Origin of the sequence: Pseudomonas salmasensis, assembly GCF_014268375.2 — a bacterium.
Lineage (GTDB): Bacteria > Pseudomonadota > Gammaproteobacteria > Pseudomonadales > Pseudomonadaceae > Aquipseudomonas > Aquipseudomonas salmasensis.
This window is the reverse complement of the sequence record NZ_CP077083.1, coordinates 4,932,779-4,957,401: the sequence shown is the minus strand read 5'-3', so window position 1 is coordinate 4,957,401 and position 24,623 is coordinate 4,932,779. Positions and strand designations below refer to the sequence as shown.

Below are 24,623 nucleotides of genomic sequence, written 5' to 3'. Positions count from 1 at the left end.
GACTACTCCTTGGCCGCCAGATTCACTACACGGTTGGAGCGATCCACCGGTCGCACCGGCTGGCCCTCATGGAGCACATGCACACCTGCGGCCACCACCCAATCGGTGGCGGCCAAGCCTTCGAGCACCGGCACGGTGTTTTCGCCAAACGCACCAATGCGTACAGGGGTGCGTTTAAGGGTGTTGTCCGGTTGTACGCGCCAAACGTAGGACGCACCGTTCTCGGCACTCAGGGCAGACAAAGGTACCGACAGGGGAATGACACCCTCGGCCTGGATGAAAACCCGCGCGCTTTGGCCCAGTTCGGCGGGCACTTTGCCGGCGGTGAAGGCGACGCGCGCGGCGAAGGTGCGAGACTTGGGGTCGGCGGCAGGCGACAGCTCACGAATGCGCCCGGCGAAGCGTTGCTCCGGCTGGCTCCACAACTCCACCGACACCGGCTGGCCGACCTTGAAGCGGCCAAAGCCCTGTTCAGGCAGGCTGATCAACACTTCACGCTCGCCATCGGTGGCCAGGGCAAACACGGTCTGGCCAGCGGAGACCACTTGCCCCACCTCGACGACACGCTTGGCGACCACACCGTCCTGAGGCGCGCGCAGCACGGCATAGCCGGCCTGGTTGCTCGACACATCGAACTCGGCCTTGATCTGCTTCAGGCGTGCTTCACCGGCTCGGTAGAGGTTTTCGGAATTGTCGTACTGGGATCGACTGACCATCTGACGGTCCATCAAGGTCTTGTAGCGATCCCGCTCTGCACGTACCAGGCTCAGATTGGCCTCTGCGGCGGCCACTTGGGCGCGGGTGGCTTCCAGTTGCAGGCGCACGTCCTGGGGGTCGAGTTCGGCCAGGGGCTGGTTGGCCTTGACCCGCTCGCCCTCCTCCACCAGGCGCTTGCTGACTTTGCCGCCGATGCGAAAGGCCAGGTCCGGCTCATAACGGGCGCGCACCTCACCGGGGTAGCTGTCCATCGCCTGGGCCGAAGGCTGCGGTTGCACCACCATGGCCGGGCGCACAGTGGTCTGGGCCGCTTCTTCATGGCCGCAAGCGACCAACAGGAAGACCAGGCTGACAGGCAAAGCAAGGGGCAGGAAAGCGCTGCGCATGCTGAAGGACCTTTCGCAAATAGAGCTTGGAATAATTATACTGGCCGGTATGTTATTAATACCAAACTCACCAGTCCAGTATTAAAGGTGAAAATGTCCGACAATCCTCTGAACACCGCAAGCCCCGGGCGTCCCAAGGACATGGCAAAACGCCAGGCAATCCTCGAATCGGCAAAGTCGCTGTTCCTGGACAAGGGCTATGCAAACACCAGCATGGACGCCGTTGCCCTGGCGGCCGGCGTATCGAAACTCACGGTCTACAGCCACTTCACCGACAAGGAGACGCTGTTCACCGCGGCGGTGGTGGCCAAATGCGAAGAGCAATTGCCGGTGATGTACTTCGAACTCCCCGAAGGCATGCCCGTCGAGACGGTGCTGCTCAACATCGCCCGAGGCTTTCATCGGCTGATCAATAGCGAAGAGTCGGTAAACCTGCATCGCCTGATGATGACCACCGGCAATCAGGACGTGAAACTCTCCCAGATCTTCTTCAACGCCGGCCCCATGCGCATGCTGCAAGGCATGGAGCGCCTGCTCGGCAAGCTTGACCAGAGCGGCGCCTTGAGTATCGACACACCGCTAAAGGCCGCCGAACACTTCTTTTGCCTGCTCAAAGGCACGGCGAACTTTCGCTTGTTGTACGGGTGTGGCGGGCAATTGAGTGCGCAAGAGGCCGAGGAGCATGTGCAGGACGTGGTGAGGCTGTTTATGCGGGCCTATCGCAGCTCTGGTCCAGAGACATCTACGTAAGTTGCACCAAACAACGGTAACCACGATGCGAAGCGAGCCGCTCTTGATCTTGATCTGCTTGTGATCTTGATCTTAAGCGCCCCGTCAAACCACGCTGGCCGGAATTCGACAGTGATTTGGGGGGTAAACCGGCAGGGATGCCGGTTTAGCCGCCCCGCGCCATGGATGGCGCGTGGCGGCGGCCCCCCAAATCACTGGCGGATTACGGGCACACCGAGCCTAAGCGAGGTGCCGAGTGGTGGGGCAAGAGCCCTTTTGGTTACTTTTGGGGCTCTTTTCCAAAAGTGACCCGCTGTCAGAGCGGAACCCTAAGGGGCCGTTACCGCAGGAATGGATATGTACACAATCCAACGGTGTTGACTGCCAAGCCGCCTTCGCGAGCAAGCCCGCTCCCACAGTTGGATTGTGGGGTGTCAGGTGGGCAGGTGTCGGCTGGGAGGCCGCCATCGCAGGCAAGCCAGCTCCCACAGGTTGATCGCGGGGTGTCAGGTGGATAGGTGTCGGCTGGGAGGCTGCCATAGCAGGCAAGCCCCCTCCCACAATTGGATCTCGCCACACCCGCAAGATGAATGCTACCGCTTACGCCTTAAGCGCCTTCTTGGGATAAATATCGTAGCGGCTGGACTTGCCATCCAACGCATGACTCGGCTTCGGCCCCTCAATACAGGGCGCCTTGCGCGGCCGCTTGACCACCACACGATGGCTGGCCAGCGCCAGAGCCGCCGCGAGCAACGCCGGTGCATCCGGATCATCACCCACCAACGGCCGAAACAGGCGCATTTCCTTCTTCACCAGCGCAGTTTTCTCACGATGCGGAAACATCGGGTCCAGGTAGATCACCTGAGGCGGCTCCCCCTGCCAATTGAGCATCACGTCGATGGAGTTACCCTTGAGCAACTTCATGCGCGCCACAATCGGCGCCACTTCAAAATCCTCGGCAGCGCGGGCCAGGCCATCTTCGAGCAAGGCGCCGATCAACGGCTGGCGCTCGATCAGGCTCATCTCACACCCGAGACTGGCCAGCACGAACGCGTCCTTGCCCAACCCGGCCGTGGCGTCCAGCACCCGTGGGCGCACGCCCTGGGCGATGCCCACCGCCTTGGCGATCATCTGTCCGCTGCCGCCGCCATACAACCGCCGGTGCGCCGCGCCGCCTTCGACAAAGTCGACCCGCACAGGCCCTGGCGCATCAGGCCCGAGCTGTTGCAACTGCAAGCCGTGCTCCCCCACTTGCAGGGAAAAATCCGCATCGGCCACCTGCAGAGGCAACCCCAGCAGCGAAGCCCACTGCTCAGCGCGGGCCTGGAAGCTGTCAGCCAAGGCTTGGACCTGGATGCGGCTGGCCGCTGGTTGTTCGTTCATCAATCGCCACGCTCAAAAATATTAAGGATCGGCAAACAACGGCCGATAAAAATCACAGTCAGGTATTTTGCCAGAGCTGAGCGTCGACCGAGAAAAATGTCAGACATTCTTCCCCTTTCCATCGGTGTACTGCCGACCCACAACCACTACGGCCTGCGCAATACCCAAGCGCTGGCCGGGGTGAGTCATGTGTGGCAGGACTTCTTCGCCCGTGCATTGGCCGAACAGCTGGGTGAAACGCCAGACGCGCTCGCCGCCAAGGCGCCTGCCCCGGCAGACCCGGCGGTTGAACCCAGCGAAGGCGCCGACCTGCTGGCGCAGATTCTCACCCAGCGTGAGTGTGATGTGAAAGACACCGAGATCGTGCCGCCGGAGCCTTTGTTCCTGCCGATTGCCGAGTTCGAAACCGAGCTGCTGCCACCGGCCGCCACGCCGTTCCCGGAAGAAGAAATAGTCGCCCAGCAACGCCAGCAAGCGTTTGAGAGCGAGTGGGTGCGCCCCATCGTGATGAACGCCGGCCAACCGCTACCCGAGCCAGGCCCGGCGCCACAGCCACGCCCCCTGCACCTGCCGATTGCCGAATTCGAGCTGGACCTGCTGCCGCCGGCCGCCACGCCGTACCCCGAAGAAGAATTGCTGGCGCAGCAAAAGGCCTTGGATTTCGATTACTACTGGGTGCGCCCGCTGGTGACCCACAACCTGCGCCTGGCCGCCTGAGCCTTAGCGACACCCCCACCAACGCCCCATGTCCAGATGGAAATGGTTGCGATGGGCGGCGTTGTAGTCCGGGCTCAACACCACGTTGAAATCATCACAAGCGCCATCGCGTACCAAACGCAGGAAACGCGCGCTGTCGCCCTGCCCTGACCAATCCTTGAGCACGCTGATGCTGCGCCCATCCGCCAGGCGAAAACCGGCGATATCCAGGGCATTGGCCGAGGCGTGCTGGCTGAGCCTTGCGTCGGCGCGATTGTAGATATTACGGCAGGCAAAACTGCCCAAATGCTCGACGCGGCTCACCGCCTGGCCAAATACGGCCTGGGCCGCCGGTTGCAGGCTGTGGCGCTCAAACAACGCGAACGCCACAGCCAGCGGGCAACTGGCGAGAAAGCTGCTGCTCAACGCCACGTCAGCGCCCTGCACACGCAGGACATTGCGCAAGGGACACGCCGCATCCGCCGATGTATCGGCCTGGCGGCTCACGCGCAGACCGGAGGTGTTCAATACCTGGTCACACAACGCCGGATCGTCCTGCAAGCGACTGAGCTTGTAGCGCGTCAACAGGTTGGGGCTGGCCCGCACATCCAAGGGCGCCCAGGGGTTCCACTCAGCCGGCATCGGCACCCAACCGCGCCACACAGCCAACGCAAATGCGCCCACCAGCACCAGCAACACACTCAATGTCTTGACCACACCCACGGCTCAATCCTCAAAGTAGCCCGAGCTGCTCGGCCACGGGCTCTCGATGCAAGGTGGGCAGCGGCGGCAGCCCTGGCAGGCGCACCATCAGCTTGGCGTGGAAGCGCAGCGCCAGCTGCGCCGCGAGACGGTTGTCCGACGTGTGCAGGAACATATAGGGCGTGCGGCCCTCTTCGATCCAACTGGCGATCTTTTCCACCCAGGGAATCAGAAACGGATCATTAGCCTCAAGGTCCGGATGCCCAATGAAGCGCACCTGGGGAAACTGCGTCAGTGCCGCTGGACGCGGTGGCACCCGGGGCTTTTTGGACTGGGCATGCAGCACCGCTTCCGAGGTGGAGGTACAACTGAACAGGGCACGGGGATCGAGGCAGATGCGTTCGACACCGCGATCACGCAACAGGCGGTTGAGCCTGCGCTCAGCGTCGCCCTTGGCGAAGAACTGTTCATGACGCACTTCCACAGCCAGCGGCCGATCGATGCCATCGAGAAATCCAGCCAGCTCCGCCAGGCGTGGCGGCGTAAAGCTCTTTGAGAGCTGCAGCCAAAGCGGTGAAACGCGCTCACCCAAAGGGCTCATCAAGCCAATAAAGCTTTCTGCCGCCGGCAACTGTTCCCGCAAATCGCCCGCATGGCTGATATCGCCGGGGAATTTGGCGGTGAAGCGAAAGTCATCGGGCATGATTTCGGCCCAGCGCTGCACAGTGGCGGCCGAGGGACGAGCGTAAAAAGTGGTATTGCCCTCAACGGCGTTGAAGACCTGGGAATAGAGCCCGAGGTAATCGCTGGAACGTGCCTCAACCGGATACAGGTACTCGCGCCAGGCGTTTTCACTCCAGGACGGGCAGCCGATGTAATAAGGCAAACGCATCAGATATGGATATCGAGACCCAGCACTTCCATATCCCATTCGACAAAGCCGGCAGTGGTCAGGTAGCTGGCCAGGGCGGTGGCAACGCTTTTGCTCATGGAACGGGGAAAGACCATGTCTTGCTGACGGGCAGGAACGCCGCTGATGCGTGCGCTCGAGGCGCCTTGCGCTTTGGAAGGCGTATCGGTGTGTACTTCGATGAAGTCCGGTGAATCCTCGACGGATTCGTCTACCGTCACGCTCGCCTTGCGCGGCTTACGCTTGAGGGGGTACGACTGTGAGGAAAAACCGTCTATACGCATACATGCAGACTCGGTATCAATGATGGCAATTTAGCGGCACTTTCCATGGCGCGCAAATGCTCTGGTGATAACTAGAACACATAATTTGTAAAAGGTTTAAAAACCCAGGCAAATTCTGACGATTGGCGAAATTTGCCGCCGAATGCTCACATTTCTGGCGTCAAATAATCCCGCGCTCGGCCTTGGTTTGCGCGACTTTATCGCGCAGGTACACCGGTGCTGCCTGGTCCGCCGCAATCGCCTCGCCGCGCTCAAATGCGAAACGTGCCAACGCCAGCAAGTCTTCGGCGTGGGGCAACATCGCCGCGTCCTGCTGCGCACACGTCACCTTGATGCGTTCGCCATAACCCCAGCCCGTGCCGGCACCGAACCAATCGCCGCTGGCGTCAGCGGGCAATTGCGCCGCTTCGGGGGCCAGCACCGCTTCCGTACCGACCAGGCGCATTTCGCCTGCGGTCTCACGGTAGCAACCCCAGTAGACCTCATCCATGCGCGCATCAATCGCCGCGGCCACTTGCGACGCACCGTGCTCACGCAACGCACGCTGGGCCAGCACCGCCAGGTTGGACACCGGCAATACCGGGCGCTCCAGGGCAAAGGCCAGGCCCTGCACCACGCCAATGGCGATGCGCACGCCGGTGAATGCACCGGGGCCACGGCCGAACGCGATGGCGTCTACGGCCGCCAGGGTGGTACCTGCGTCTTCAAGCAGTTGCTTGATCATCGGCAACAATTTCTGCGCGTGCAGGCGCGGGATCACCTCGTAGTGGCTCGTAACCTTGCCATCGTGCAGCAAGGCAACGGAGCAAGCTTCAGTCGCGGTGTCCAGGGCCAGCAGGGTGCTCATCGGTGTGGGTGTCCAAGTCGGAAAAAAGTGCGCCAGTATAAACAACAACGGCCCGCAAGCGGGCCGTTGTCTGTGCCGCCGATCACAGGATCAGCTCAGTGCTTGCAGCACCTTGGCGGTGATGGCCTCTACCGAGCCCACACCTGGGATGTGGCTGTATTTCGGCTTGCCTTGAGCTGCGGACAGCTTCTGGTAGAAGTCCACCAGGGGCTTGGTCTGGGAATGGTAGACCGACAGGCGATGACGCACAGTTTCTTCGGTGTCGTCTTTACGCTGCACCAGGTCTTCACCGGTGACATCGTCCTTGCCTTCGACTTTCGGCGGGTTGTAGACGATGTGGTACACGCGGCCCGAGCCTTCGTGAACGCGACGGCCAGCGATACGCTGAACGATCTCTTCGTCTTCAACTGCGATCTCGACCACGGCGTCCAACTCCACGCCCGCCTTCACCAAGGCTTCAGCCTGGGGAATGGTGCGTGGGAAACCGTCGAACAGGAAACCGTTCTTGCAGTCGTCCTGGCTGATGCGTTCCTTGACCAGGTTGATGATCAGGTCATCGGAGACCAGGCCGCCGCTGTCCATCACGCTCTTGGCGATCAGGCCCAGCTCGGTGCCAGCCTTGACGGCCGCACGCAGCATGTCGCCGGTGGAGATTTGTGGAATGCCGAATTTTTCAGTGATGAACTTTGCCTGAGTACCTTTACCGGCCCCGGGAGCTCCCAGCAGAATGACGCGCATCGATGTGCTCCTCAATTTTTTATAGAGATGACGCTCGGATTCGCCGCGTGGGGCCAATCTCGTAAAAATATGGTTCTAGGCCGATCAAACGGCCAAAGGCTGATCAAGATACACAGCGGGCCCTCACCATACAAGCCGCCAAAAGTAGGAGAAACCCGCGCCGCACATGCGTCAGCGCCAGGGTGTGCCTGAGCGCAACCCACCTGCTCAAACGACGACCGCCCGTTTCCGGGCGGTCGTTGCGGTTTATCCGCAAGCCATTGAGTACACGCAAAAAACCTCAACCGGTGTTGCGCAAACCGGCCGCAATACCGGCCACGGACACCAGCAGCGCCTGTTCCAGAGGGCTGTCTTGGGCAGCCTCCTGCTGACGCGAACGTGCCAGCAACTCGGCCTGCAACAGGTGTAAGGGGTCGAGGTAGGTGTTGCGCAGACGGATGAACTCCAGGGTGTCGGGGCTATGGGCCAGCAGCTGCGACTGACCGGTCAGGCCAAGCACCACGTCACACGCCTGCGACAATAGGTCGCGTAAGTGCGCACCCAATGCCAGCAGGTCCGGCTGCACCAGGCGCTCATCATAAAGACGGGCGATATCGGCATCGGCCTTGGCCAGCACCATTTCCAGCATGTCGATGCGCGTGCGAAAGAACGGCCACTGCTCGCGCATCTGCCCCAGCAATTGACCTTCACCGCGCTCCAGCGCCTTGCTCAGTGCCGCTTCCCAGCCGAGCCAGGCGGGCAGCATCAGGCGCGTCTGGGTCCAACCAAAAATCCACGGGATGGCGCGCAAGCTCTCAATCCCGCCCGCACGACGCTTGGCCGGGCGGCTGCCCAACGGCAAACGGCCCAACTCCTGCTCCGGCGTGGACTGGCGGAAGTACTCGACGAACTGCGGATTTTCCCGCACCACGGCGCGGTAAGCGCTGACACCGTCTGCCGCCAGTTCGTCCATCAGATGCCGCCAGGCAGGCTCGGGAGGCGGCGGCGGCAACAAGGTCGCTTCCAGTACCGCGGCCAGGTAGAGATTGAGGTTCTGCTCGGCGATATCCGGCAGGCCGAATTTGAAGCGAATCATCTCGCCCTGCTCCGTAGTACGGAACCGCCCCGCCACCGAGCCCGGCGGCTGCGACAGGATGGCCGCGTGCGCCGGGCCACCGCCACGGCCAACGGTGCCGCCGCGACCGTGAAACAGCAACAGCTCCACCTGTTGCTCGCGGCAGATATCCACCAGGCGCTCCTGGGCGCGGTACTGCGCCCAGGCGGCGGCCGTGGTGCCGGCGTCCTTGGCCGAATCCGAGTAGCCAATCATCACTTCCTGCGGGCCCTGCAAGCGCGCGCGGTAACCCGGCAGTTGCAGCAGGCGCTCCATCACCGGCCCGGCGTTATCCAGGTCGGCCAGGGTCTCGAACAACGGCACGACGCGCATCGGCCGTTGTACGCCCGACTCTTTCAACAGCAGTTGCACCGCCAGCACATCCGAGGCGGCGCCGGCCATGGAGATGACATACGAACCTAATGAGGCGGCCGGTGCGGCGGCGATTTCCTTGCAGGTATTCAATACCTCGGCGGTATCCGCAGAGGGTTTGAAGTAACCCGGCAGCAACGGCCGACGATTGGCCAGCTCCTGGGACAGGAACTTGATACGCGCGTCTTCGTCCCAGTCCTCGTAACGCCCCAGGCCCAGGTAATCGGTGATTTCGGTCATGGCCGCCGAGTGACGGCTGGAGTCCTGGCGCACATCCAGGCGCACCAGGAACAGGCCGAACGTCACGGCACGGCGCAGGCAGTCGAGCAGTGGGCCATCGGCGATCACGCCCATGCCGCATTCGTGCAAAGACTGGTAGCACAACTGCAGTGGGTCGAGCAGGTCGCGGTTGTTTTGCAACACCTCGGTCGGCGCCGGGATGGTGCTGGTCAACGAGGCGTGGGCCCACTGGCGTGTGGCGCGCAGGCGCTCACGCAGCTGCTTGAGCAAGGCACGATAGGGTTCGACGCTGTCGCCGACTTTGGCTTGCAGCGCCGGGCTGGCCTGCTGCATGGACAGCTCGGAAGCCAGTTGATCAATGTCACGCAGATACAAATCCGCCGCCATCCAACGCGCCAGCAACAACACTTCGCGGGTGACCGGTGCGGTGACATTCGGGTTGCCGTCACGGTCGCCGCCCATCCACGAAGCAAAGCGAATCGGCGCAGCCTCCAAAGGCAGGCGCAGGCCGGTGGCGGCGTGCAGGGCCTGGTCGGCCTTGCGCAGGTAATTGGGAATGGCGTGCCACAGCGAATGCTCGATCACCGCAAAGCCCCACTTGGCCTCATCCACCGGGGTGGGGCGCACGCGCCGGATTTCTTCGGTGTGCCAGGCTTCGGCGATCAGGCGTTGCAAGCGCTCACGGATCTGTTCGCGCTCGGCGGTGGTGAGGTCACGGTGATCCTGCAAGGCCAGTTGCGCGGCGATGGCATCGTACTTTTGGATCAGGGTACGGCGGGCCACTTCGGTGGGGTGGGCGGTGAGCACCAGCTCGATGTCCAGCCGCGCCAATTGCCGGGCCAGGGATTCATTGCTGTGCCCCTCGCGTTGCAGGCGGGCCAGCAACTCCGGTAAGACCCGGGATTCGAACGGCGCGGGTTGCGATTCATCGCGCCGATGAATCAATTGATATTGCTCGGCAATGTTGGCCAGGTTGAGGAACTGGTTGAAGGCCCGCGCCACGGGCAGCAACTCCTGCTCCTGCAACTGGTTGAGGCTGGCGCTCAGTTCATCACCCGCGGCATTCTGCGAAACGGCTCCACGGCGGTCGGCCTTGGCGCCTTTGCGGATCTGCTCGATCTTATCGAGGAAAGCCTCGCCATACTGCTCTCGAATGGTGTTGCCCAACAGCTCACCCAGCAGGTGAACATCCTCACGCAAGCGTGCATCGATATCACTCATCAGCCAATCTCCAGCCAGAAATCCGGGACGCGCAGGGGGTTCAGAGTGCCGCCGACGTCGGTTTCTGACAAGGCCGAACGCAAACGACTTTAAACCTTGGCGCTTGCAGCTAGTCTCAACGATGAGTCGCCGCGTTATTCACGCAGGCGGCTGGTCACTCATCACCGCCTGCGATTGCGGGCTTTATTGAGGTAGCCATGAAAATTCGAGAACTGGCCCAGCATTGGGAAGAAACCGCCAAGGGCCGCCTGACGAAAACTGAATACGCGATTCATCTGGATGTGGAAGCCGCCGCCCGGCTGGCCGCCATTGCCGAGATGTACCCCAAGCGCCACGTCGAAGAACTGCTCGGCGAGCTGATCGGCGCCGCCCTTGAAGAGCTGGAAGCCAGCTTTCCCTACATCCAGGGCCAGCAGGTGATCGCCACCGATGAAGAGGGTGACCCGCTGTATGAAGACGTCGGCCCCACCCCACGTTTTCTCACTTTATCCCGTCGCCACTTGCATGATTTGTCAGCCGTTGCTGACGAACAAAAGCACTGATAAACATTTATTGACGTCAATTAAACCCACGTATTCCGGGCCTTTTACAGGCCCGGAGGTACCGCCACACGCCGCGAAAGTTCCATTTTTTAAACATTGACCAGTCAGTCAGATATTTTTTTAGGCAAATCGCCATATCCGCTGAACTTTTGAAAAAAGCCTCCGGTCACAGCCAGTAGCCATCACGTGTGGAACGGTCGTTTGAACGGACGCCATGTGCTTTACCGACGGGCCCGAAATCGATACGCCCCGATGGATTTTAATGTTTTTCAGGAGTTATCCAATGGAGTTGAAGACGATGAACACCAGCACTGCCAAATCCTCGTTTAACCACCTGCGCGGGCTCAAATTGGCCGCGCTGGCAATCGGCACCAGCTTCGTTCTGGCGGGCTGCGCCGGCAACCCTCCAACCGAGCAGTACGCCGTGACCCAATCGGCCGTCAACAGCGCAGTCAGCGCCGGCGGCACCGAGTACGCGGCGGTGGAAATGAAGTCGGCCCAGGACAAGCTCAAAGAAGCTGAGATTGCCATGCACGACAAGAACTACGACAAGGCTCGCCAACTGGCTGAACAAGCCGAGTGGGATGCCCGCGTCGCTGAGCGTAAAGCCCAGGCTGCCAAGGCTCAACAGGCTGTGAAGGATTCCCAGAAGGCTGTTGACGAGCTGCGTAAAGAAGGCATGCGCCCAGCTGCAATCATGCAGAAGTAAGCCGCAGCCTCTTGACTGCATCGCACCTGATATCGAATTGAAAGGACGACACGACTATGCGTAAACAATTGATGATCCCTGCCCTGCTGGCGATGAGCGTTGCCTTGGCGGCCTGCTCCACCCCGCCGAACGCGAACCTGGAAAATGCGCGGACCAATTTCTCGTCCCTGCAAACCAACCCGCAAGCCACCAAGCTGGCCGCGCTGGAAACCAAAGACGCCAGCGACTGGCTGGACAAGGCTGACAAGGCCTACCGCGACAAGGAAGACGAGAAGAAAGTCGACCAACTGGCCTACCTGACCAACCAGCGCGTTGAAGTGGCCAAGGACACCATCGTCCTGCGCGAATCCGAAGCCAAGCTGAAAAACGCCGGTGACGAACGTGCCCGCGCCCTGCTGGACGCTCGTGATGCGCAAATCAAGCAACTGCAAAACAGCTTGAACGCCAAGCAAACCGATCGCGGCACCCTGGTGACGTTCGGTGACGTGCTGTTCGCTACCAACAAGTCCGACCTGAAGTCCAGCGGCCTGGTGAACATCACCAAACTGGCTCAGTTCCTGCGCGATAACCCAGACCGTAAAGTGATCGTTGAAGGCTACACCGACAGCACCGGTTCTGACTCGTACAACCAGAGCCTGTCTGAGCGTCGTGCTGCTTCCGTTCAACGTGCACTGGCTCAACAAGGCGTGGATATCTCGCGCATCGTGACCCAGGGTTATGGCAAGGAATACCCGGTTGCCGATAACGGCAGCGTTTCCGGCCGTGCCATGAACCGTCGCGTTGAAGTGACCATCTCCAACGACAACCAGCCGGTCAAGCCACGGTCTTCCGTCGCTAACTGATCAATAGCCTGGTAAAAAGCCCCGCCTTTAGGCGGGGCTTTTTCGTTGCCGCTCATGAAAGCGAATTCAAGCTTTAGTAATTGAAGTATCCGACGCTGCTGCGTTGGACATGCCCCCATGGTATTCACGAGCGCTGTCGCCCATTGTTGATGGATAAAATTGAAACGAAAAAAAACCACCAGAAACGGTGGTTTTTTTGACTAGGGAAACTTGATCTTGCGATCAGTATCTTCATCTGGCGGCGTTATCTTGTTGTTATGACGGGAAGTATCAGTTGAGCAACCTGCCAACTGATTACGCGCCTGTTCTTGCGCATCCGCCCGCTCCAACGCCTGATGCGCCCTGGCCATGGCCAGCATATTGCATATCGCATCAATTCTTATCACTGCCTTCCCGCCCCCACTTCGCGTAATTACATTGCCCTTTGTGGCATCAGACGCAATTGGGTTCCAAACAATTTCGTTACGAGATCCTGGCACGTCGATGATGTCTGTAAGGCCGCTGATATGAAAAACCACCGCTAAAAGGCGGGCTCTGGGAGGGATCCCGATCAGTAGTTGATCGAGCCTTGACTCTCTGCACCGTCGATCTGAATTTGGCCTTGGCCCGATGCGCCACCTTCACCGCCTTGTGCACCTTGGGCCGCCTGTTTTTCTGCCAGCAGCTTCTGCAGTTTTTCAAGCAACTCTTCGAGACTGTCATGCCCGCCAGCGCCTTGGGAGCCACCGGAACCTTGAGCGCCTCCAGCGCCCTTGGAGCCACCGGAGCCACCAGAACCAGAACCAGAACCAGAACCAGAATCTTGCGAACCTTCGCCGCGTTTAGCTTCAATTAGCTGTTTGAGCTGTTGAATTTGCTGATCAAGACTTTGCGAAGGGCCCTGGGCGCCTCCCGAATTGCCCACGCCAGCTGAAGATGCTGCGCCAATACCATTCATAAAACGCGTACTCCAGAGTGATAAATGAAAGTGGACTGATCAGCCAGACCAATCAGTCCATCATCTGTGGCGCACGGGTGAAGATGGTTCCAGCCTATAAAAAAGGTTCGGGCGATCCCTGAGCGGCTAACCTGCACACTCAACGGTGTTTTTCATACCACGCGAAGACCCGGGCTCACTGTTGTAGCTGCGGGGTTTCCTGGCCCATGCAACGCACGGCCTGCTTCTTATTGTTCACCAGCACGCCGCTCAAGCCTTTCTGCTCGGTGTCAAACATCACCAACACACCGTCAACGCACTGCGCCACTTGCGCGGCCGGAGTCAGGGAGATTTTGTAATCCTCACCCGGCACGGTCTTGAGCATGGTGAAGTCGCTGAGCAGCAACGCATCTTCCGGCTTGGCGAAGTGCAGGTAGCCGTAGTACCACAGGCAGCCGACGGTACCAATGATGGTACCGATGCCAGTGAGGATCAGCGGGATCATGTTGCGTTCTTCGCTCATTGCGGGCTCTCTGATGAATCAATTTTAGGAATAGGGTAATTCGGAATCTCGCCCAGGCGACGCAGGCCGTTGAAGTGCTGCGGATCGTCCAGATAACGCAGCATGACGGTCTGCCAGGTTTTGTCGGCAAAGGTCTGTACATGGCCGCCGCGGGTAAGCTGCAGCACCCTGGGCGGTGGTGCCGCTTGATACAGGCGGATGCCATTGGCCACCGGCACAATCGGATCATCCAGGCTGTGGAACAGCAACTTGGGCACGCCCGCCAACCGAGGCATGGCATTGATCGCACTGTCACCGTCAGGCACCAGCCACGACAGCGGCACCTGCAACGGCCAGGTTAACCACGAAGTGCTCAGGGCGAATTGTCCTACGTCACGATAACTGGCTGGCACGCCGTCCAGTACCAAGGCTTTCAGTTGAGCTTGACGCTCCGGGTGGGCTGCCAGGTAATGCACGGCCAGTGCACCGCCCAGGCTTTGGCCGAGGATAATGAGCGGCTGACCTTGGGTTTCAGGCGCCTTGTCGATCCAGCTGAATACGGCGTCGATATCTTGGTAGACCGCCGGCAACGATGGCTTGCCTTGCGACAGCCCATAACCGCGATAGTCCAGCAACAGCACTTGATAGCCCTGCTCCGGCAACCACCAACTGCCCCCCAAGTGCCAGGCGAGGTTACCGCCGTTGCCGTGCAAATGCAGGACGGTGCCCTTGAGCGGTACACCGGGTTTGGCCGGCAGCCACCAGGCGTGCAGCTTCACCCCGTCCGCGGTGGTGAGCGTGACGTCGCGGTATTGCAGGTGGGCTTTTTCCGGGGTGAAGGGCAGGCCGGGCTCGGGGTAGAACAGCAAGGCGCTGCAGCCGTTCAATGTGAGTAGCAGGCATAAAATGCCGAGGATTCTCATCCGTTGAAGCCTCATGGTGATTGACGCCCCACTGTAGGAGCGAGCTTGCTCGCGAAGATCGTCAACGATAACGCACTAATACTGAAGAAACTCGGTGCCTGAGCGTTCTTCGCGAGCAAGCTCGCTCCTACAAATTGGATTGCGGGTCAGAGGATATTGGAGTAATCCGCCTCGATCCGATCCAGGCTCAAGTGGTTGAGGAAGTTGGAGAAGCACATCCAGGCCGCCAGCGCGTTCATGTCTCGAAACTGCTCTGGCAGGTACTTGGGCGGCACCACCAGGCCTTCGTCGACCAACTGGCGCAGGGTACGCATGTCTTCAAGGGTGGTCTTGCCGCAGAACAGCAGCGGCACCTGTTCCAGCTTGCCTTTGCGTACGGCGAGCTGGATGTAGTTGTAGACCATGATAAAGCCCTTGAGGTAGGACAAATCCTTGGTAAATGGCAGCCCGGTGGGCACCGAACCCCGGAATACCCGGCTGGCATTGCCATAGCTTTCGGCCATTTCAAAGCCTTGCTCGCGGAAGAATTCGAACACCTGCAGAAAGTCGGCCCCCTCCTCCACCATATGGATGGCGCGGGTACGGTTGGTGAGCTTGCGCAGGCGGCTGGGGTAGGAGGCAAACGTGATGATTTCCATCAGGATCGCCAGGCCTTCCTGGGTGACGGTGGACGACGGCGGGCCCTTGGACAGGAACGTGCAGATCGGCTGGTTCTGGCCGTTAAGGGTGGTGCCCACATGCACCAGGCCTTCATGCACTTCGAGGGCGCGCACGTCGCGGTCGTTGAACATCGCGTCGGCGCGGATCTTGATGTAGTCGGCACCCGCCGCGGCATCGGCGACGATGCCATCGGACTCGAATACCCGAATGGTCTCCTCCGCTTCGCCAAACACCTTGTTCAGACGGGTTTGCAGCAGGCTGACCGCATCCTTGGCGGTGAGGGTCTTGGCTTCGTCCTTGAGGTCGCCCCGGCCGTCGATGTTGTTCAGGTAGTCGGAGAGCATCAGGCCAAGGTCGGCCAGGGTCGGGTCACCGGCGTGAAACGCATCGGAGGCAGCGCCGTACAGCTCCTGGGAAATCAGGCCGAAGTCCTCGGTGCCGCGCGCTTCAAGCATGCGCACCACCATGCGGTATTCGCGGCACATGCGCCGCATGATCTGCCCCACCGGACTGAATTGCCCAAGGCGACGGGTAATGTCACGCTCGATGTTCTGGAATTCCAGCTTCACCGCACTGGAATCGAACGATAGCGGCCGGTTCAGGTAGTAATCACGGTCTACGGCAGGCATCGCCTTGCCCTTGGCCTTGAGGAATCCCTGGCGAATGTTATCGTCCCATTTCACCGCATCGAGGACGCGGATCGGTGTTTGCGCCAGCACAATGCGATCGGACAAGGTGCGTATCGTCTGCTGGTAATCGTCCACCCGGTGCTTCCTCTTTAAACGTTATTGGCCCACGCGCAGGTAGCGCACTGGGCTAGACCGAGGCCAATACCAGGTGCATGTAACGCTTGAGAATTTCAAGCATCTCTTCACCGGTCAGAGGCTCTGCGCCGCCCAACAGGCCCTGATATTCCATCCGACTGATGATAGCCGTCAACACCTTGGCATCCTGCTGCGGCTCACGGGAACCCAATACCTGGAAAAACTGCCCGGTGCCCTGCAACAGGATCTGTTGATGGGAACGTACCAGTTCGGCCAGGCGCGGGTTCAGCAGGGCTTCCTGGCGAAAGGCCTGCTCGGCCATCAGGTATTCGCGGCGGTTGGTCAGTTGGCGCAGCACATAGTCGGCGGTCAGGCGCGCGATGTCATCGGCCAGTTGCGAGCGCGACTGCGCGCTGCCGTCGCCATAGGCGACCATCTCGCGCAACAGGCCTTCGTTGCGCACCCACAGCTTGCCCATGAACGCGGCGCTGCGTTCCACGTACTGGGCGAAGGTATCGGTGAGCAGGTCGTCGATGTCTTTGAAGTAATAGGTGGTGGCCGACAGCGGCACTCCCGCCTCTGCCGCCACTGCCCGGTGACGTACGGCGCGCACGCCATCGCGCACGACGATACGCATGGCCGCATCGAGAATGTCTTGCCGGCGTTGCTCGCTGCCCCGCCGACTGGCCTTGCGGCCCTGGTACTGAACGCTTTCAGCCACGGCAGCAGCAATGCCGGCGGCACCTTCTTGAGCTATTACGCGGTTCACCACACTTCTTCCTTTAGAGGTGACGCGGAGCGTCACAGGGTGCATTCCCACGCAGAGCGTGGGAATGATCACTGACGAACACCACTTGAACAGGCCACATAAAAAAGCCGCCTTATAAAAGGCGGCTTCGGATTTCGCTACGGTTACGCTTGTGGCCGCATGTGCGGGAACAGGATCACGTCGCGGATCGACGGCGAGTTGGTCAACAACATCACCAGACGGTCGATGCCGATGCCTTCACCGGCGGTGGGCGGCATGCCGTATTCCAAGGCCCGCACGAAGTCTGCATCGTAGTGCATGGCTTCGTCGTCACCGGCGTCCTTGTCGGCCACCTGGGCCATGAAACGCTCGGCCTGGTCTTCCGCGTCATTAAGCTCGGAATAGGCGTTGGCGATTTCGCGGCCACCGATGAACAGCTCGAAACGGTCGGTGACGTTCGGGTTGTCGTCGTTGCGACGGGCCAGCGGCGACACTTCGAACGGGTACTGGGTAATGAAGTGCGGCTGCTCCAGCTTGTGCTCCACCAGCTCTTCGAAAATCATCACCTGCAGCTTGCCCAGGCCTTCGAAGCCCAGCACCTTGGCGCCAGCTTTCTTGGCAATGGCACGAGCCTTGTCGATGTCGTTGAGGTCGTCAGCGGTCAGCTCGGGGTTGTACTTGAGGATCGAGTCGAACACCGACAGGCGCACGAACGGCTCACCGAAGTGGAACACCTTGTCGCCGTACGGCACGTCGGTGCTGCCCAGCACCAGCTGTGCCAGCTCGCGGAACAGTTCTTCGGTCAGGTCCATGTTGTCTTCGTAGTCGGCGTAGGCCTGGTAGAACTCCAACATGGTGAATTCTGGGTTGTGACGGGTCGAGACGCCTTCGTTACGGAAGTTGCGGTTGATCTCAAACACCTTTTCAAAGCCGCCAACAACAAGACGCTTGAGGTACAGCTCCGGCGCGATACGCAGGAACATTTCCATGTCCAGCGCGTTGTGGTGGGTTTCGAACGGCTTGGCTGCGGCACCACCGGGGATGGTCTGCAGCATCGGGGTTTCCACTTCCAGGAAGTCACGCTGCATCAGGAAGCTGCGGATGTGGGCAATGACTTGCGAACGCACGCGGAAGGTCTGGCGCACGTCTTCGTTGACGATCAGGTCAACGTAGCGCTGGCGATAGCGCTGTTCGGTGTCGGTCAGGCCGTGGTGCTTGTCTGGCAGCGGGCGCAGGGACTTGGTCAGCAGGCGCACGTTGGTCATCTCGACGTACAGGTCGCCCTTGCCGGAACGGGCCAGGGTGCCTTCGGCTGCGATGATGTCGCCCATGTCCCAGGTTTTCACCGAGGCCAGAGTTTCTTCGGACAGGGTCTTGCGGTTGACGTAGACCTGGATGCGACCGGTCATGTCCTGGATCACCATGAACGAGCCACGGTTAAGCATGATGCGACCTGCCACCTTGACCGGGATCGCAGCCTCTGCCAGTTCTTCCTTGGTCTTGTCCGCGTATTGCTTCTGCAAGGCATCGCAGTAGTTGTCGCGGCGGAAGTCGTTGGGGAAGGCGTTACCCTTGGCGCGCTCGGCAGCAAGCTTTTCCTTGCGCAGGGCGATCAGGGAGTTTTCTTCCTGTTGCAGGGCTTGCGGGTCGAGTTGTTGGTCGCTCATGTCTTTTGAAATTCCATCACAGGTACGTTTTCCCCAACCTTCGGCTGGGGATCGCGGGCAAGCCCGCTCCTACAGAATAATTTAGAGGCCGGATTTCAGGCTGGCTTCCAGGTATTCGTCGATATCGCCGTCGAGTACCTTGTCGCAGTCGCTGCGTTCGATGTTAGTGCGCAGATCCTTGATCCGCGAGGCATCGAGCACGTACGAACGGATCTGGTGGCCCCAGCCGATATCCGACTTGGTGTCTTCCAGCGCCTGGGAAGCGGCGTTGCGCTTCTGCATTTCCTGCTCGTACAACTTGGCCCGCAGCATTTTCATGGCGGTGTCCTTGTTGGCGTGCTGGGAACGTTCGTTCTGGCAACTGACCACGGTGTTGGTCGGTACGTGGGTAATACGTACGGCCGAGTCAGTGGTGTTTACGTGCTGGCCACCGGCACCGGAGGAACGGTAGGTGTCGATCCGCAGGTCGGCCGGGTTGATCTCGATTTCCACCTTGTCGTCGATCTCTGGCGAGACGAACACCGCAGAGAATGAGGTGTGGCGACGGTTGCCGGAGTCGAACGGGCTCTTGCGCACCAGGCGGTGCACGCCAATCTCTGTGCGCAGCCAGCCAAAGGCGTATTCGCCCTTGATGTGCACGGTCGCGCCCTTGATACCGGCCACTTCACCGGCGGACAGTTCCATGATGGTCGCGTCGAAACCGCGTTTGTCGGCCCAGCGCAGGTACATGCGCAGCAGGATGTTGGCCCAGTCCTGGGCCTCGGTGCCGCCGGAACCGGCCTGGATATCCAGGTAGGCGTTGTTCGGGTCCATTTCATGGCTGAACATGCGGCGGAATTCAAGCTTGGCGAGGTTTTCCTCGAGACGGGCCAGCTCGGCGACAACATCGCCCACTGCGCCTTCGTCGTTTTCTTCGACGGCCATGTCCAGCAGGTCGCGGCAATCACCCAGGCCGGTGTTCAGTTCGTCGAGGGTATCGACGATCTGTGCCAGCGCAGCGCGCTCGCGCCCCAGTTCCTGGGCGTATTCAGGTTTGTTCCAGACACTCGGATCTTCAAGCTCGCGATTGACCTCGGTCAGACGCTCATGCTTTTGATCGTAGTCAAAGATACCCCCGAATAGTTTCGGAGCGCTCGGACAGGTCCTTGATGGTGTTAAGGATCGGGTTGATTTCCATGGCGGGCAGCACTCGTTGGCGAACTTTTGAAAGCCGGCGAGTATAACGGCAAACGGCTGGAAACGGCAGCCCGCTTGGTCGATTCTGCCAAGACAGCGCTTCCCTCTCGTCACGCTTGCTTCGGTGACAGACACGCGACCATCACAGCATTTCCTATAGGTTGACGATGCCGCGCGTTAGAAAACCCGACCTACTACTCGCTAAAACCAGACCGCTCATCTGTTTATACAAATAATTTGAAAAATCAAATCAGAGCCTGCCTAAAAGACCACAAACCAACCCACTCCAATAAAAACAAACAATTAGGTTTCTAGCCAAATCATCCTAAGACTCAAGTCACAAACATACAAGAATATAAATACATCAGTTTCAGAACCGTCTTACAAAGACTCCTACACGCATAAAATCAAATCAAAACGCCATCAGTTTTTTCTTTCTTCCCTCTCAAATAAGTTTGATCAAAGCGCCTGAGTTTTTTTCTTCAGGACGCACAAACTCTAACGATCACTCTCATAAAAATGGAGAGGCCCTATGGCACAACAAGGGTGGCAGCCAGGACAACCTTTAGAACTCAAACCGACGATAATTACCGCAGGGAGACGAAACACTTATTGGGGTGGTGAAGGCGGAGGCTACGTAGGAAGTGGAGATGGCTGGGGCCTTCAAGAAGGACCACGTCGAGGTGAAGGAGACCGCAGCCGCTTCAAGCAGTTTGACTTCCCTAGCACCACCGCCGATTTCATTGGAGAGCAAAAGTACAATCAATCCTTGATTGACGCGGAGTACAGCGCACGGTTCGCAACGCTCACTACTGACACTGAACGCGAACTCGCAGAGAAACAGCACGCCGCGAAAGCTTCACAGGCACTCACAGAGACAGCCTCAGCCATTCTCGATCAAAAAATCGCATTTGAAATCATCGACGCGAAAAAATCCAAATACGCCAGTACTGCGCCACTCATCTATGGGCTCTATGATCAAAGCCCTTTTTACCTGATGGAAAACTTAACGTATACAAAGCTACGTGAAACGCTTGCCTCTTCTGACCCAATAAAAAATCTGGGCGATGCCTACACACTTTACGACAACGTCTGGAGGGCCGCACAAGAACTCAAGGCTCTCTCGCTCTCCATAGACATTCTGACTAAAAAACTTTCAGGGTTGGCAAAGGCCCGGCAAACGCTGGAGGCCAATTTAGCCGAACATGATCCTGGCTGGGCAAATTTACACAATGAGTATCTGAAGGCCATTGCAGATGAGTTGGAAATTCAGGTGCAGTTGCTGCCGGAATACCTGCAGGTGGAACTCGCCTCTCTTGCCGGTTCGGTCGTTGGATTGACACCCAACCAGACCCTCATGCTTTACAAAAACACACTGGACAAAATGATCGTAGAAACGATGGCTGCGATCAAACCGATTGACCCACCGTTAGCCATAAACCGGAACGGGTTGATGATTTACTATCCCGCAGCCAACCCACGGGTTACACCGCCACTGAGCAAACCCGAGCTTGAGGGACTCAAACAGCTTATTTATCTGCAGCAGAATACCGCTCTTGGGGTGAGATGGCTCAGCCATCATGACTTTGTGCTGAAGTCAGAGTCCGCGCGGTTTCTTGCCAACGCCTCCAATGCAATCAGCGACCTCGCGGAACGTGCGCAGCAGATAGCAACGGCCCAGGCGCGTATTGAAGCGGTACGAGTAGCCAATACCTATCGACTGTCGGGCACTGCTGCTGCGACTCAAGCGATAGTCATGACCTCAGTCGGGACTATCGCTACAGCAGAGGGGGTTACCGTCACGCTGCGAGCCGCTATTGGGTCAGCAGTGGCCGCATTGACGGAGTTGGCCGCCAGTACAGCCAGTGGCTTAATGGTCGGTGTTTCAGCGCTGATCTATTCTCCCAAACTCGCGAACGGAGAACTTCCAGAGCGTTATGCGCTTGGCACACCGATCTCAACCTTGGTACCAGACCTCGACGAGTCGACGATAAGTTCGGCAGTCAACGGCACAATCGACCTGCCGGTTCGAATGAGTTCGAAGACGGCTGCGGATGGGCGGTCAGAAGTTTTTGTGGTCAACGCCGATGGTGCAAGCGTGCCTTCCAAGGTCAATGTGGTTGCTGCGACCTATGATCCTGGGCAGAAGGTATACACCGTCACGACAAGTGACATTCCACCAAGAACGTTGATTTGGACACCTATCGTTGCCCCTGGGGATAGCTCAACAACGCTGCCCATTGGCGAGTCTGATCCCCCCATTTACGCTGGCGCTACGGTTACTCCAGTTGAAGTCAGGATTGATTCGTTTCCGGGAATTAGGGAGGCCAGTTTTGATGATTTCATAACCGTGTTCCCAATAGATTCGGGACTGCCTCCCATCTATGTGATGTTTAGGGATAGGCGGGAGGAACCAGGAGTTGCTACGGGGACCGGACAAACAGTCACAGGCATTTGGCTCGGAGCGCCAACTGAGGCAGAGGGTGCTCCTATCCCCTCCCAAATTGCCGATCTACTACGTGGAAGGGAATTCAAAAACTTTAAGACATATAGAGAAGCCCTTTGGCGTGCTGTGGCAGCAGACTCTGAGCTATCCGAACAGTTCATCATTCTGAATCGAGAGCGTATGGCGACAGGAAAAGCAGCTAAGACAAAGAAATCAGGCGCGTTAGGAAGCCGCACTTCCTTTGAAATTCATCATCTGACAGAAGTTTCGAAGGGTGGTGATGTCTATAATGCTGAAAATTTACGCATATTAACCCCTAAACGTCACATGGAACTTCATAAGAAAGGAGCCAAACAATGAAACTCAAACAAAGCTTTTCCGAGTATACAAAAGATGAGTTTCTACTACTCATGCAAGAAATATTCAAGGAAAACACCGCTCCAACCGATGAGCGACTAGATAAGCTTTTGCAACACTTTGAGTTAATTACTGAACACCCGGCAGGAACAGACCTTATTTATTACGCCGCATCGGATGCAGAAAGTACAATTGAAGCCATAACTGAAAGAGTTGAAAACTGGCGAGCCACCAATAACAAGCCTGGATTTAAGGTTGAGCCATAATAAATACGGCCATTAAACTACTGATATTTAGAGCGGCGTTTCTACTCAACGCCCCTACGTTTTTTTCTAAACCAGGAAAAACTCTGAAGTTTAAATGTGTGAGGGGCAACCTTCCCACATTTGAATTGGTGTACAGCCCTCGGGTCATTCGATACCAACCTGATTACGCCCATTATGCTTGGCCGTGTACAGTCCCTTGTCCGCCGCCATGATCAACTGCCGGCAGTCCGTACCCTGGACCAGCGTCACCGTCGACAGCCCAATACTGATGGTCAGGCTGGCACCTTCAACCGGGGCTGATGTTCCAAAACTTCACAAGCGTATTCACGGCGAAGGTAATTAAGATGAAAACATCAATTTCCGAGTACACAGAAAGCGAGTTTTTAAGCTTTGTAATCTCTCTTTGTGACAGCAGCGTTCGCACCGAAGAAGAAGACATTGAAATGGTTTTCGAGTTTGAACGCCTGACGGAGCACCCGGACGGAGCAGATCTAATCTACTACCCAAGAGATGGTAGAGAGGACAGCCCAGAAGGCATTGTAAAAGAGGTCAAAGAGTGGCGGGCGAATAATGGCAAGCCTGGATTCAGAATAGAATAACGCCGTCCTGCCCCCTGCCATCGGCTCTACAACGATGGCAGATGTCTTAGCTCAAAAACGTTTCATATGTAATCAATTCGGATGAGTACGAAACTCAGGAGTGCAAGGGGGAAGTCCCCCTCTCACATTGAAGTTGGCCTCTAATTACTCGATACCCACCTGATTACGCCCATTGTTCTTGGCCGTGTACAACCCCTTGTCCGCCGCCATGATCAACTGCCGACAGTCCGTGCCCTGAGCCGGCGTCAACGTCGACAGCCCAATACTGATGGTCAGGCTGGCACCTTCAGCCGGGGCGATGTGCGGGATTTTCAATGCCGCCACCGCCATGCGCAGTTTTTCCGCGACCAGGCGTGCGCCGCCCGGCGAGGTGCTGGGCAGGACCAGCGCGAACTCTTCGCCGCCGTAGCGCGCCGGCAAATCCGAAGGTCGGCTGCTGGCTTCACGGATGGTGTTGGCGACTTTGCGCAAGGCTTCGTCGCCCTCGACGTGGCCGAAGCTGTCGTTGAAGGTCTTGAAGAAGTCCACGTCGATCATCAGCAACGACAGCTGGGTCTGGTCGCGCATGGCGCGGCGCCATTCCAGCTCCAGGTATTCGTCGAAGTGGCGGCGGTTGGACAGCCCGGTCAGGCCGTCGGAGTTCATCAGGCGTTGCAGCACCAGGTTGGTGTCCAGCAACTGTTGCTGGCTGACGCGCAACGCGCGGTAGGCTGCGTCGCGCTGCAACAGGGTCATGTAGGAGCGCGAGTGATAGCGGATGCGCGCCACCAGTTCGATGTTGTCCGGCAGCTTGACCAGGTAATCGTTGGCCCCGGCCGCAAAGGCCGCGCTCTTGATCAGCGGGTCCTCTTTGGTGGACAGCACAATGATCGGGATATTCGCGGTGGCCGGGTGATTGCGGTACTCGCGCACCAGGGTCAGGCCGTCCAGGCCCGGCATCACCAGGTCTTGCAGGATCACCGTAGGCTTGATGCGGATCGCCTGGGCAATGGCCTGGTGCGGGTCGGCGCAAAAGTGGAAGTCGATGTTTTCTTCATGGGCCAGGCCACGCCGCACGGCTTCACCGATCATGGCCTGGTCGTCGACCAGCAACACCATGGCGGCGTTTTCGTCGGTCTTGAAGTCGTCGAGCTGTAAATCATTCATGTGCAGTCACCTGAATTACTACCTGCAAGCCAGCACGGCGGG

General features: G+C 58.7%; 24 protein-coding genes and 1 pseudogene. 8 read left to right on the top strand and 17 right to left on the bottom strand.

Translation table 11 applies throughout. From position 1 onward, the window contains the following. Positions 1 to 2: 2 nt before the first annotated feature. Complete coding sequence (locus HU731_RS22220) at positions 3 to 1,103, bottom strand: efflux RND transporter periplasmic adaptor subunit (RefSeq protein WP_186605506.1); 1,101 nt, start codon at positions 1,101 to 1,103, stop codon at positions 3 to 5. 93 nt (positions 1,104 to 1,196) lie between these two features. On the opposite strand from HU731_RS22220, the gene HU731_RS22215 reads away from it, so the two are divergent. Continuing rightward, positions 1,197 to 1,853 (top strand): TetR/AcrR family transcriptional regulator, encoded by a 657-nt coding sequence (locus HU731_RS22215; RefSeq protein ID WP_186605503.1) that lies wholly within the window; start codon positions 1,197 to 1,199, stop codon positions 1,851 to 1,853. A gap of 579 nt (positions 1,854 to 2,432) precedes the next feature. Here the strand turns inward: HU731_RS22215 and HU731_RS22210 are convergent. Beyond that, a complete protein-coding gene (locus HU731_RS22210; RefSeq protein WP_056790197.1) occupies positions 2,433 to 3,215 on the bottom strand; it encodes a class I SAM-dependent methyltransferase in 783 nt (260 codons plus the stop codon). A 96-nt stretch (positions 3,216 to 3,311) separates the two neighbouring features. Between HU731_RS22210 and HU731_RS22205 the strand changes: the two genes are divergently transcribed. Next, positions 3,312 to 3,932, top strand: coding sequence for an energy transducer TonB (locus tag HU731_RS22205; RefSeq protein WP_186605501.1), 621 nt, complete (start codon positions 3,312 to 3,314; stop codon positions 3,930 to 3,932). A gap of 3 nt (positions 3,933 to 3,935) precedes the next feature. Here HU731_RS22205 and HU731_RS22200 read toward each other — a convergent pair whose 3' ends face one another. The 6 genes from HU731_RS22200 to ppc all read right to left on the bottom strand — a co-directional run bounded on the left by HU731_RS22200 (position 3,936) and on the right by ppc (position 10,318). Further along, the gene (locus HU731_RS22200) at positions 3,936 to 4,634 is read right to left on the bottom strand and encodes an extensin-like domain-containing protein (RefSeq protein WP_186605499.1); all 699 of its coding nucleotides are present in this window, start codon (positions 4,632 to 4,634) and stop codon (positions 3,936 to 3,938) included. 10 nt (positions 4,635 to 4,644) lie between these two features. After that, on the bottom strand, positions 4,645 to 5,505 hold the full coding sequence (locus HU731_RS22195) for a DUF72 domain-containing protein (protein ID WP_186605497.1): 861 nt from the start codon (positions 5,503 to 5,505) through the stop codon (positions 4,645 to 4,647). Further along, complete coding sequence (locus HU731_RS22190; protein WP_034126521.1) at positions 5,505 to 5,807, bottom strand: hypothetical protein; 303 nt, start codon at positions 5,805 to 5,807, stop codon at positions 5,505 to 5,507. Before HU731_RS22190 ends, HU731_RS22195 begins: the two co-directional genes overlap by 1 nt. Before the next feature lie 160 nt (positions 5,808 to 5,967). Then, positions 5,968 to 6,654, bottom strand: a complete 687-nt coding sequence (gene tsaB / locus HU731_RS22185; RefSeq protein ID WP_186605495.1) for a tRNA (adenosine(37)-N6)-threonylcarbamoyltransferase complex dimerization subunit type 1 TsaB — start codon at positions 6,652 to 6,654, stop codon at positions 5,968 to 5,970. A gap of 90 nt (positions 6,655 to 6,744) precedes the next feature. Then, entirely contained in the window at positions 6,745 to 7,392 is a 648-nt protein-coding gene (gene adk / locus HU731_RS22180; RefSeq protein WP_032893225.1) for an adenylate kinase, read from the bottom strand. A gap of 280 nt (positions 7,393 to 7,672) precedes the next feature. Beyond that, positions 7,673 to 10,318, bottom strand: coding sequence for a phosphoenolpyruvate carboxylase (gene ppc, locus HU731_RS22175; protein ID WP_186605493.1), 2,646 nt, complete (start codon positions 10,316 to 10,318; stop codon positions 7,673 to 7,675). 197 nt (positions 10,319 to 10,515) lie between these two features. On the opposite strand from ppc, the gene HU731_RS22170 reads away from it, so the two are divergent. The 3 genes from HU731_RS22170 (at position 10,516) to lptF (ending at position 12,411) form a co-directional block, all read left to right on the top strand. Beyond that, complete coding sequence (locus HU731_RS22170) at positions 10,516 to 10,860, top strand: hypothetical protein (protein ID WP_014717206.1); 345 nt, start codon at positions 10,516 to 10,518, stop codon at positions 10,858 to 10,860. Positions 10,861 to 11,143: 283 nt separating this feature from the next. After that, complete coding sequence (locus tag HU731_RS22165; RefSeq protein WP_003189094.1) at positions 11,144 to 11,569, top strand: DUF4398 domain-containing protein; 426 nt, start codon at positions 11,144 to 11,146, stop codon at positions 11,567 to 11,569. Between the two features lie 56 nt (positions 11,570 to 11,625). Beyond that, the gene (gene lptF / locus HU731_RS22160) at positions 11,626 to 12,411 is read left to right on the top strand and encodes a lipotoxin F family OmpA-related lipoprotein LptF (RefSeq protein WP_003189093.1); all 786 of its coding nucleotides are present in this window, start codon (positions 11,626 to 11,628) and stop codon (positions 12,409 to 12,411) included. A gap of 550 nt (positions 12,412 to 12,961) precedes the next feature. Here lptF and HU731_RS22155 read toward each other — a convergent pair. The 7 genes from HU731_RS22155 to prfB all read right to left on the bottom strand — a co-directional run bounded on the left by HU731_RS22155 (position 12,962) and on the right by prfB (position 19,768). Then, complete coding sequence (locus HU731_RS22155; RefSeq protein ID WP_186605485.1) at positions 12,962 to 13,348, bottom strand: hypothetical protein; 387 nt, start codon at positions 13,346 to 13,348, stop codon at positions 12,962 to 12,964. Positions 13,349 to 13,523: 175 nt separating this feature from the next. After that, positions 13,524 to 13,850, bottom strand: coding sequence for a PA3694 family proteiin (locus tag HU731_RS22150; protein ID WP_003172217.1), 327 nt, complete (start codon positions 13,848 to 13,850; stop codon positions 13,524 to 13,526). Further along, positions 13,847 to 14,752 (bottom strand): alpha/beta hydrolase, encoded by a 906-nt coding sequence (locus tag HU731_RS22145; RefSeq protein WP_186605483.1) that lies wholly within the window; start codon positions 14,750 to 14,752, stop codon positions 13,847 to 13,849. Before HU731_RS22145 ends, HU731_RS22150 begins: the two co-directional genes overlap by 4 nt. Before the next feature lie 146 nt (positions 14,753 to 14,898). Continuing rightward, positions 14,899 to 16,176, bottom strand: coding sequence for a flavohemoglobin expression-modulating QEGLA motif protein (locus HU731_RS22140; RefSeq protein ID WP_161906682.1), 1,278 nt, complete (start codon positions 16,174 to 16,176; stop codon positions 14,899 to 14,901). A 52-nt stretch (positions 16,177 to 16,228) separates the two neighbouring features. Continuing rightward, positions 16,229 to 16,945, bottom strand: a complete 717-nt coding sequence (locus HU731_RS22135) for a TetR/AcrR family transcriptional regulator (RefSeq protein WP_186605481.1) — start codon at positions 16,943 to 16,945, stop codon at positions 16,229 to 16,231. Between the two features lie 143 nt (positions 16,946 to 17,088). Beyond that, positions 17,089 to 18,591, bottom strand: a complete 1,503-nt coding sequence (lysS, locus tag HU731_RS22130; RefSeq protein ID WP_003189082.1) for a lysine--tRNA ligase — start codon at positions 18,589 to 18,591, stop codon at positions 17,089 to 17,091. 81 nt (positions 18,592 to 18,672) lie between these two features. After that, a protein-coding gene (gene prfB, locus HU731_RS22125; RefSeq protein ID WP_096001736.1) for a peptide chain release factor 2 occupies positions 18,673 to 19,768 on the bottom strand; the annotation gives its coding sequence in 2 pieces (ribosomal slippage) (positions 18,673 to 19,695 and positions 19,697 to 19,768; 1,095 coding nt in all). A 531-nt stretch (positions 19,769 to 20,299) separates the two neighbouring features. Between prfB and HU731_RS22120 the strand changes: the two genes are divergently transcribed. After that, positions 20,300 to 22,573, top strand: a complete 2,274-nt coding sequence (locus HU731_RS22120; RefSeq protein WP_186605479.1) for a pyocin-S2/colicin E7-DNase domain-containing protein — start codon at positions 20,300 to 20,302, stop codon at positions 22,571 to 22,573. Beyond that, complete coding sequence (locus HU731_RS22115) at positions 22,570 to 22,836, top strand: bacteriocin immunity protein (protein WP_186605477.1); 267 nt, start codon at positions 22,570 to 22,572, stop codon at positions 22,834 to 22,836. Before HU731_RS22120 ends, HU731_RS22115 begins: the two co-directional genes overlap by 4 nt. Positions 22,837 to 22,980: 144 nt before the next feature. Here the strand turns inward: HU731_RS22115 and HU731_RS22110 are convergent. Then, positions 22,981 to 23,136, bottom strand: a pseudogene (locus HU731_RS22110) (diguanylate cyclase domain-containing protein); the annotation flags it as partial. A gap of 44 nt (positions 23,137 to 23,180) precedes the next feature. On the opposite strand from HU731_RS22110, the gene HU731_RS22105 reads away from it, so the two are divergent. Then, complete coding sequence (locus HU731_RS22105) at positions 23,181 to 23,435, top strand: bacteriocin immunity protein (protein ID WP_103733596.1); 255 nt, start codon at positions 23,181 to 23,183, stop codon at positions 23,433 to 23,435. A 144-nt stretch (positions 23,436 to 23,579) separates the two neighbouring features. Here the strand turns inward: HU731_RS22105 and HU731_RS22100 are convergent, their stop codons facing one another. After that, positions 23,580 to 24,581, bottom strand: coding sequence for a response regulator (locus HU731_RS22100; protein ID WP_044272245.1), 1,002 nt, complete (start codon positions 24,579 to 24,581; stop codon positions 23,580 to 23,582). Between the last annotated feature and the right edge of the window lie 42 nt (positions 24,582 to 24,623).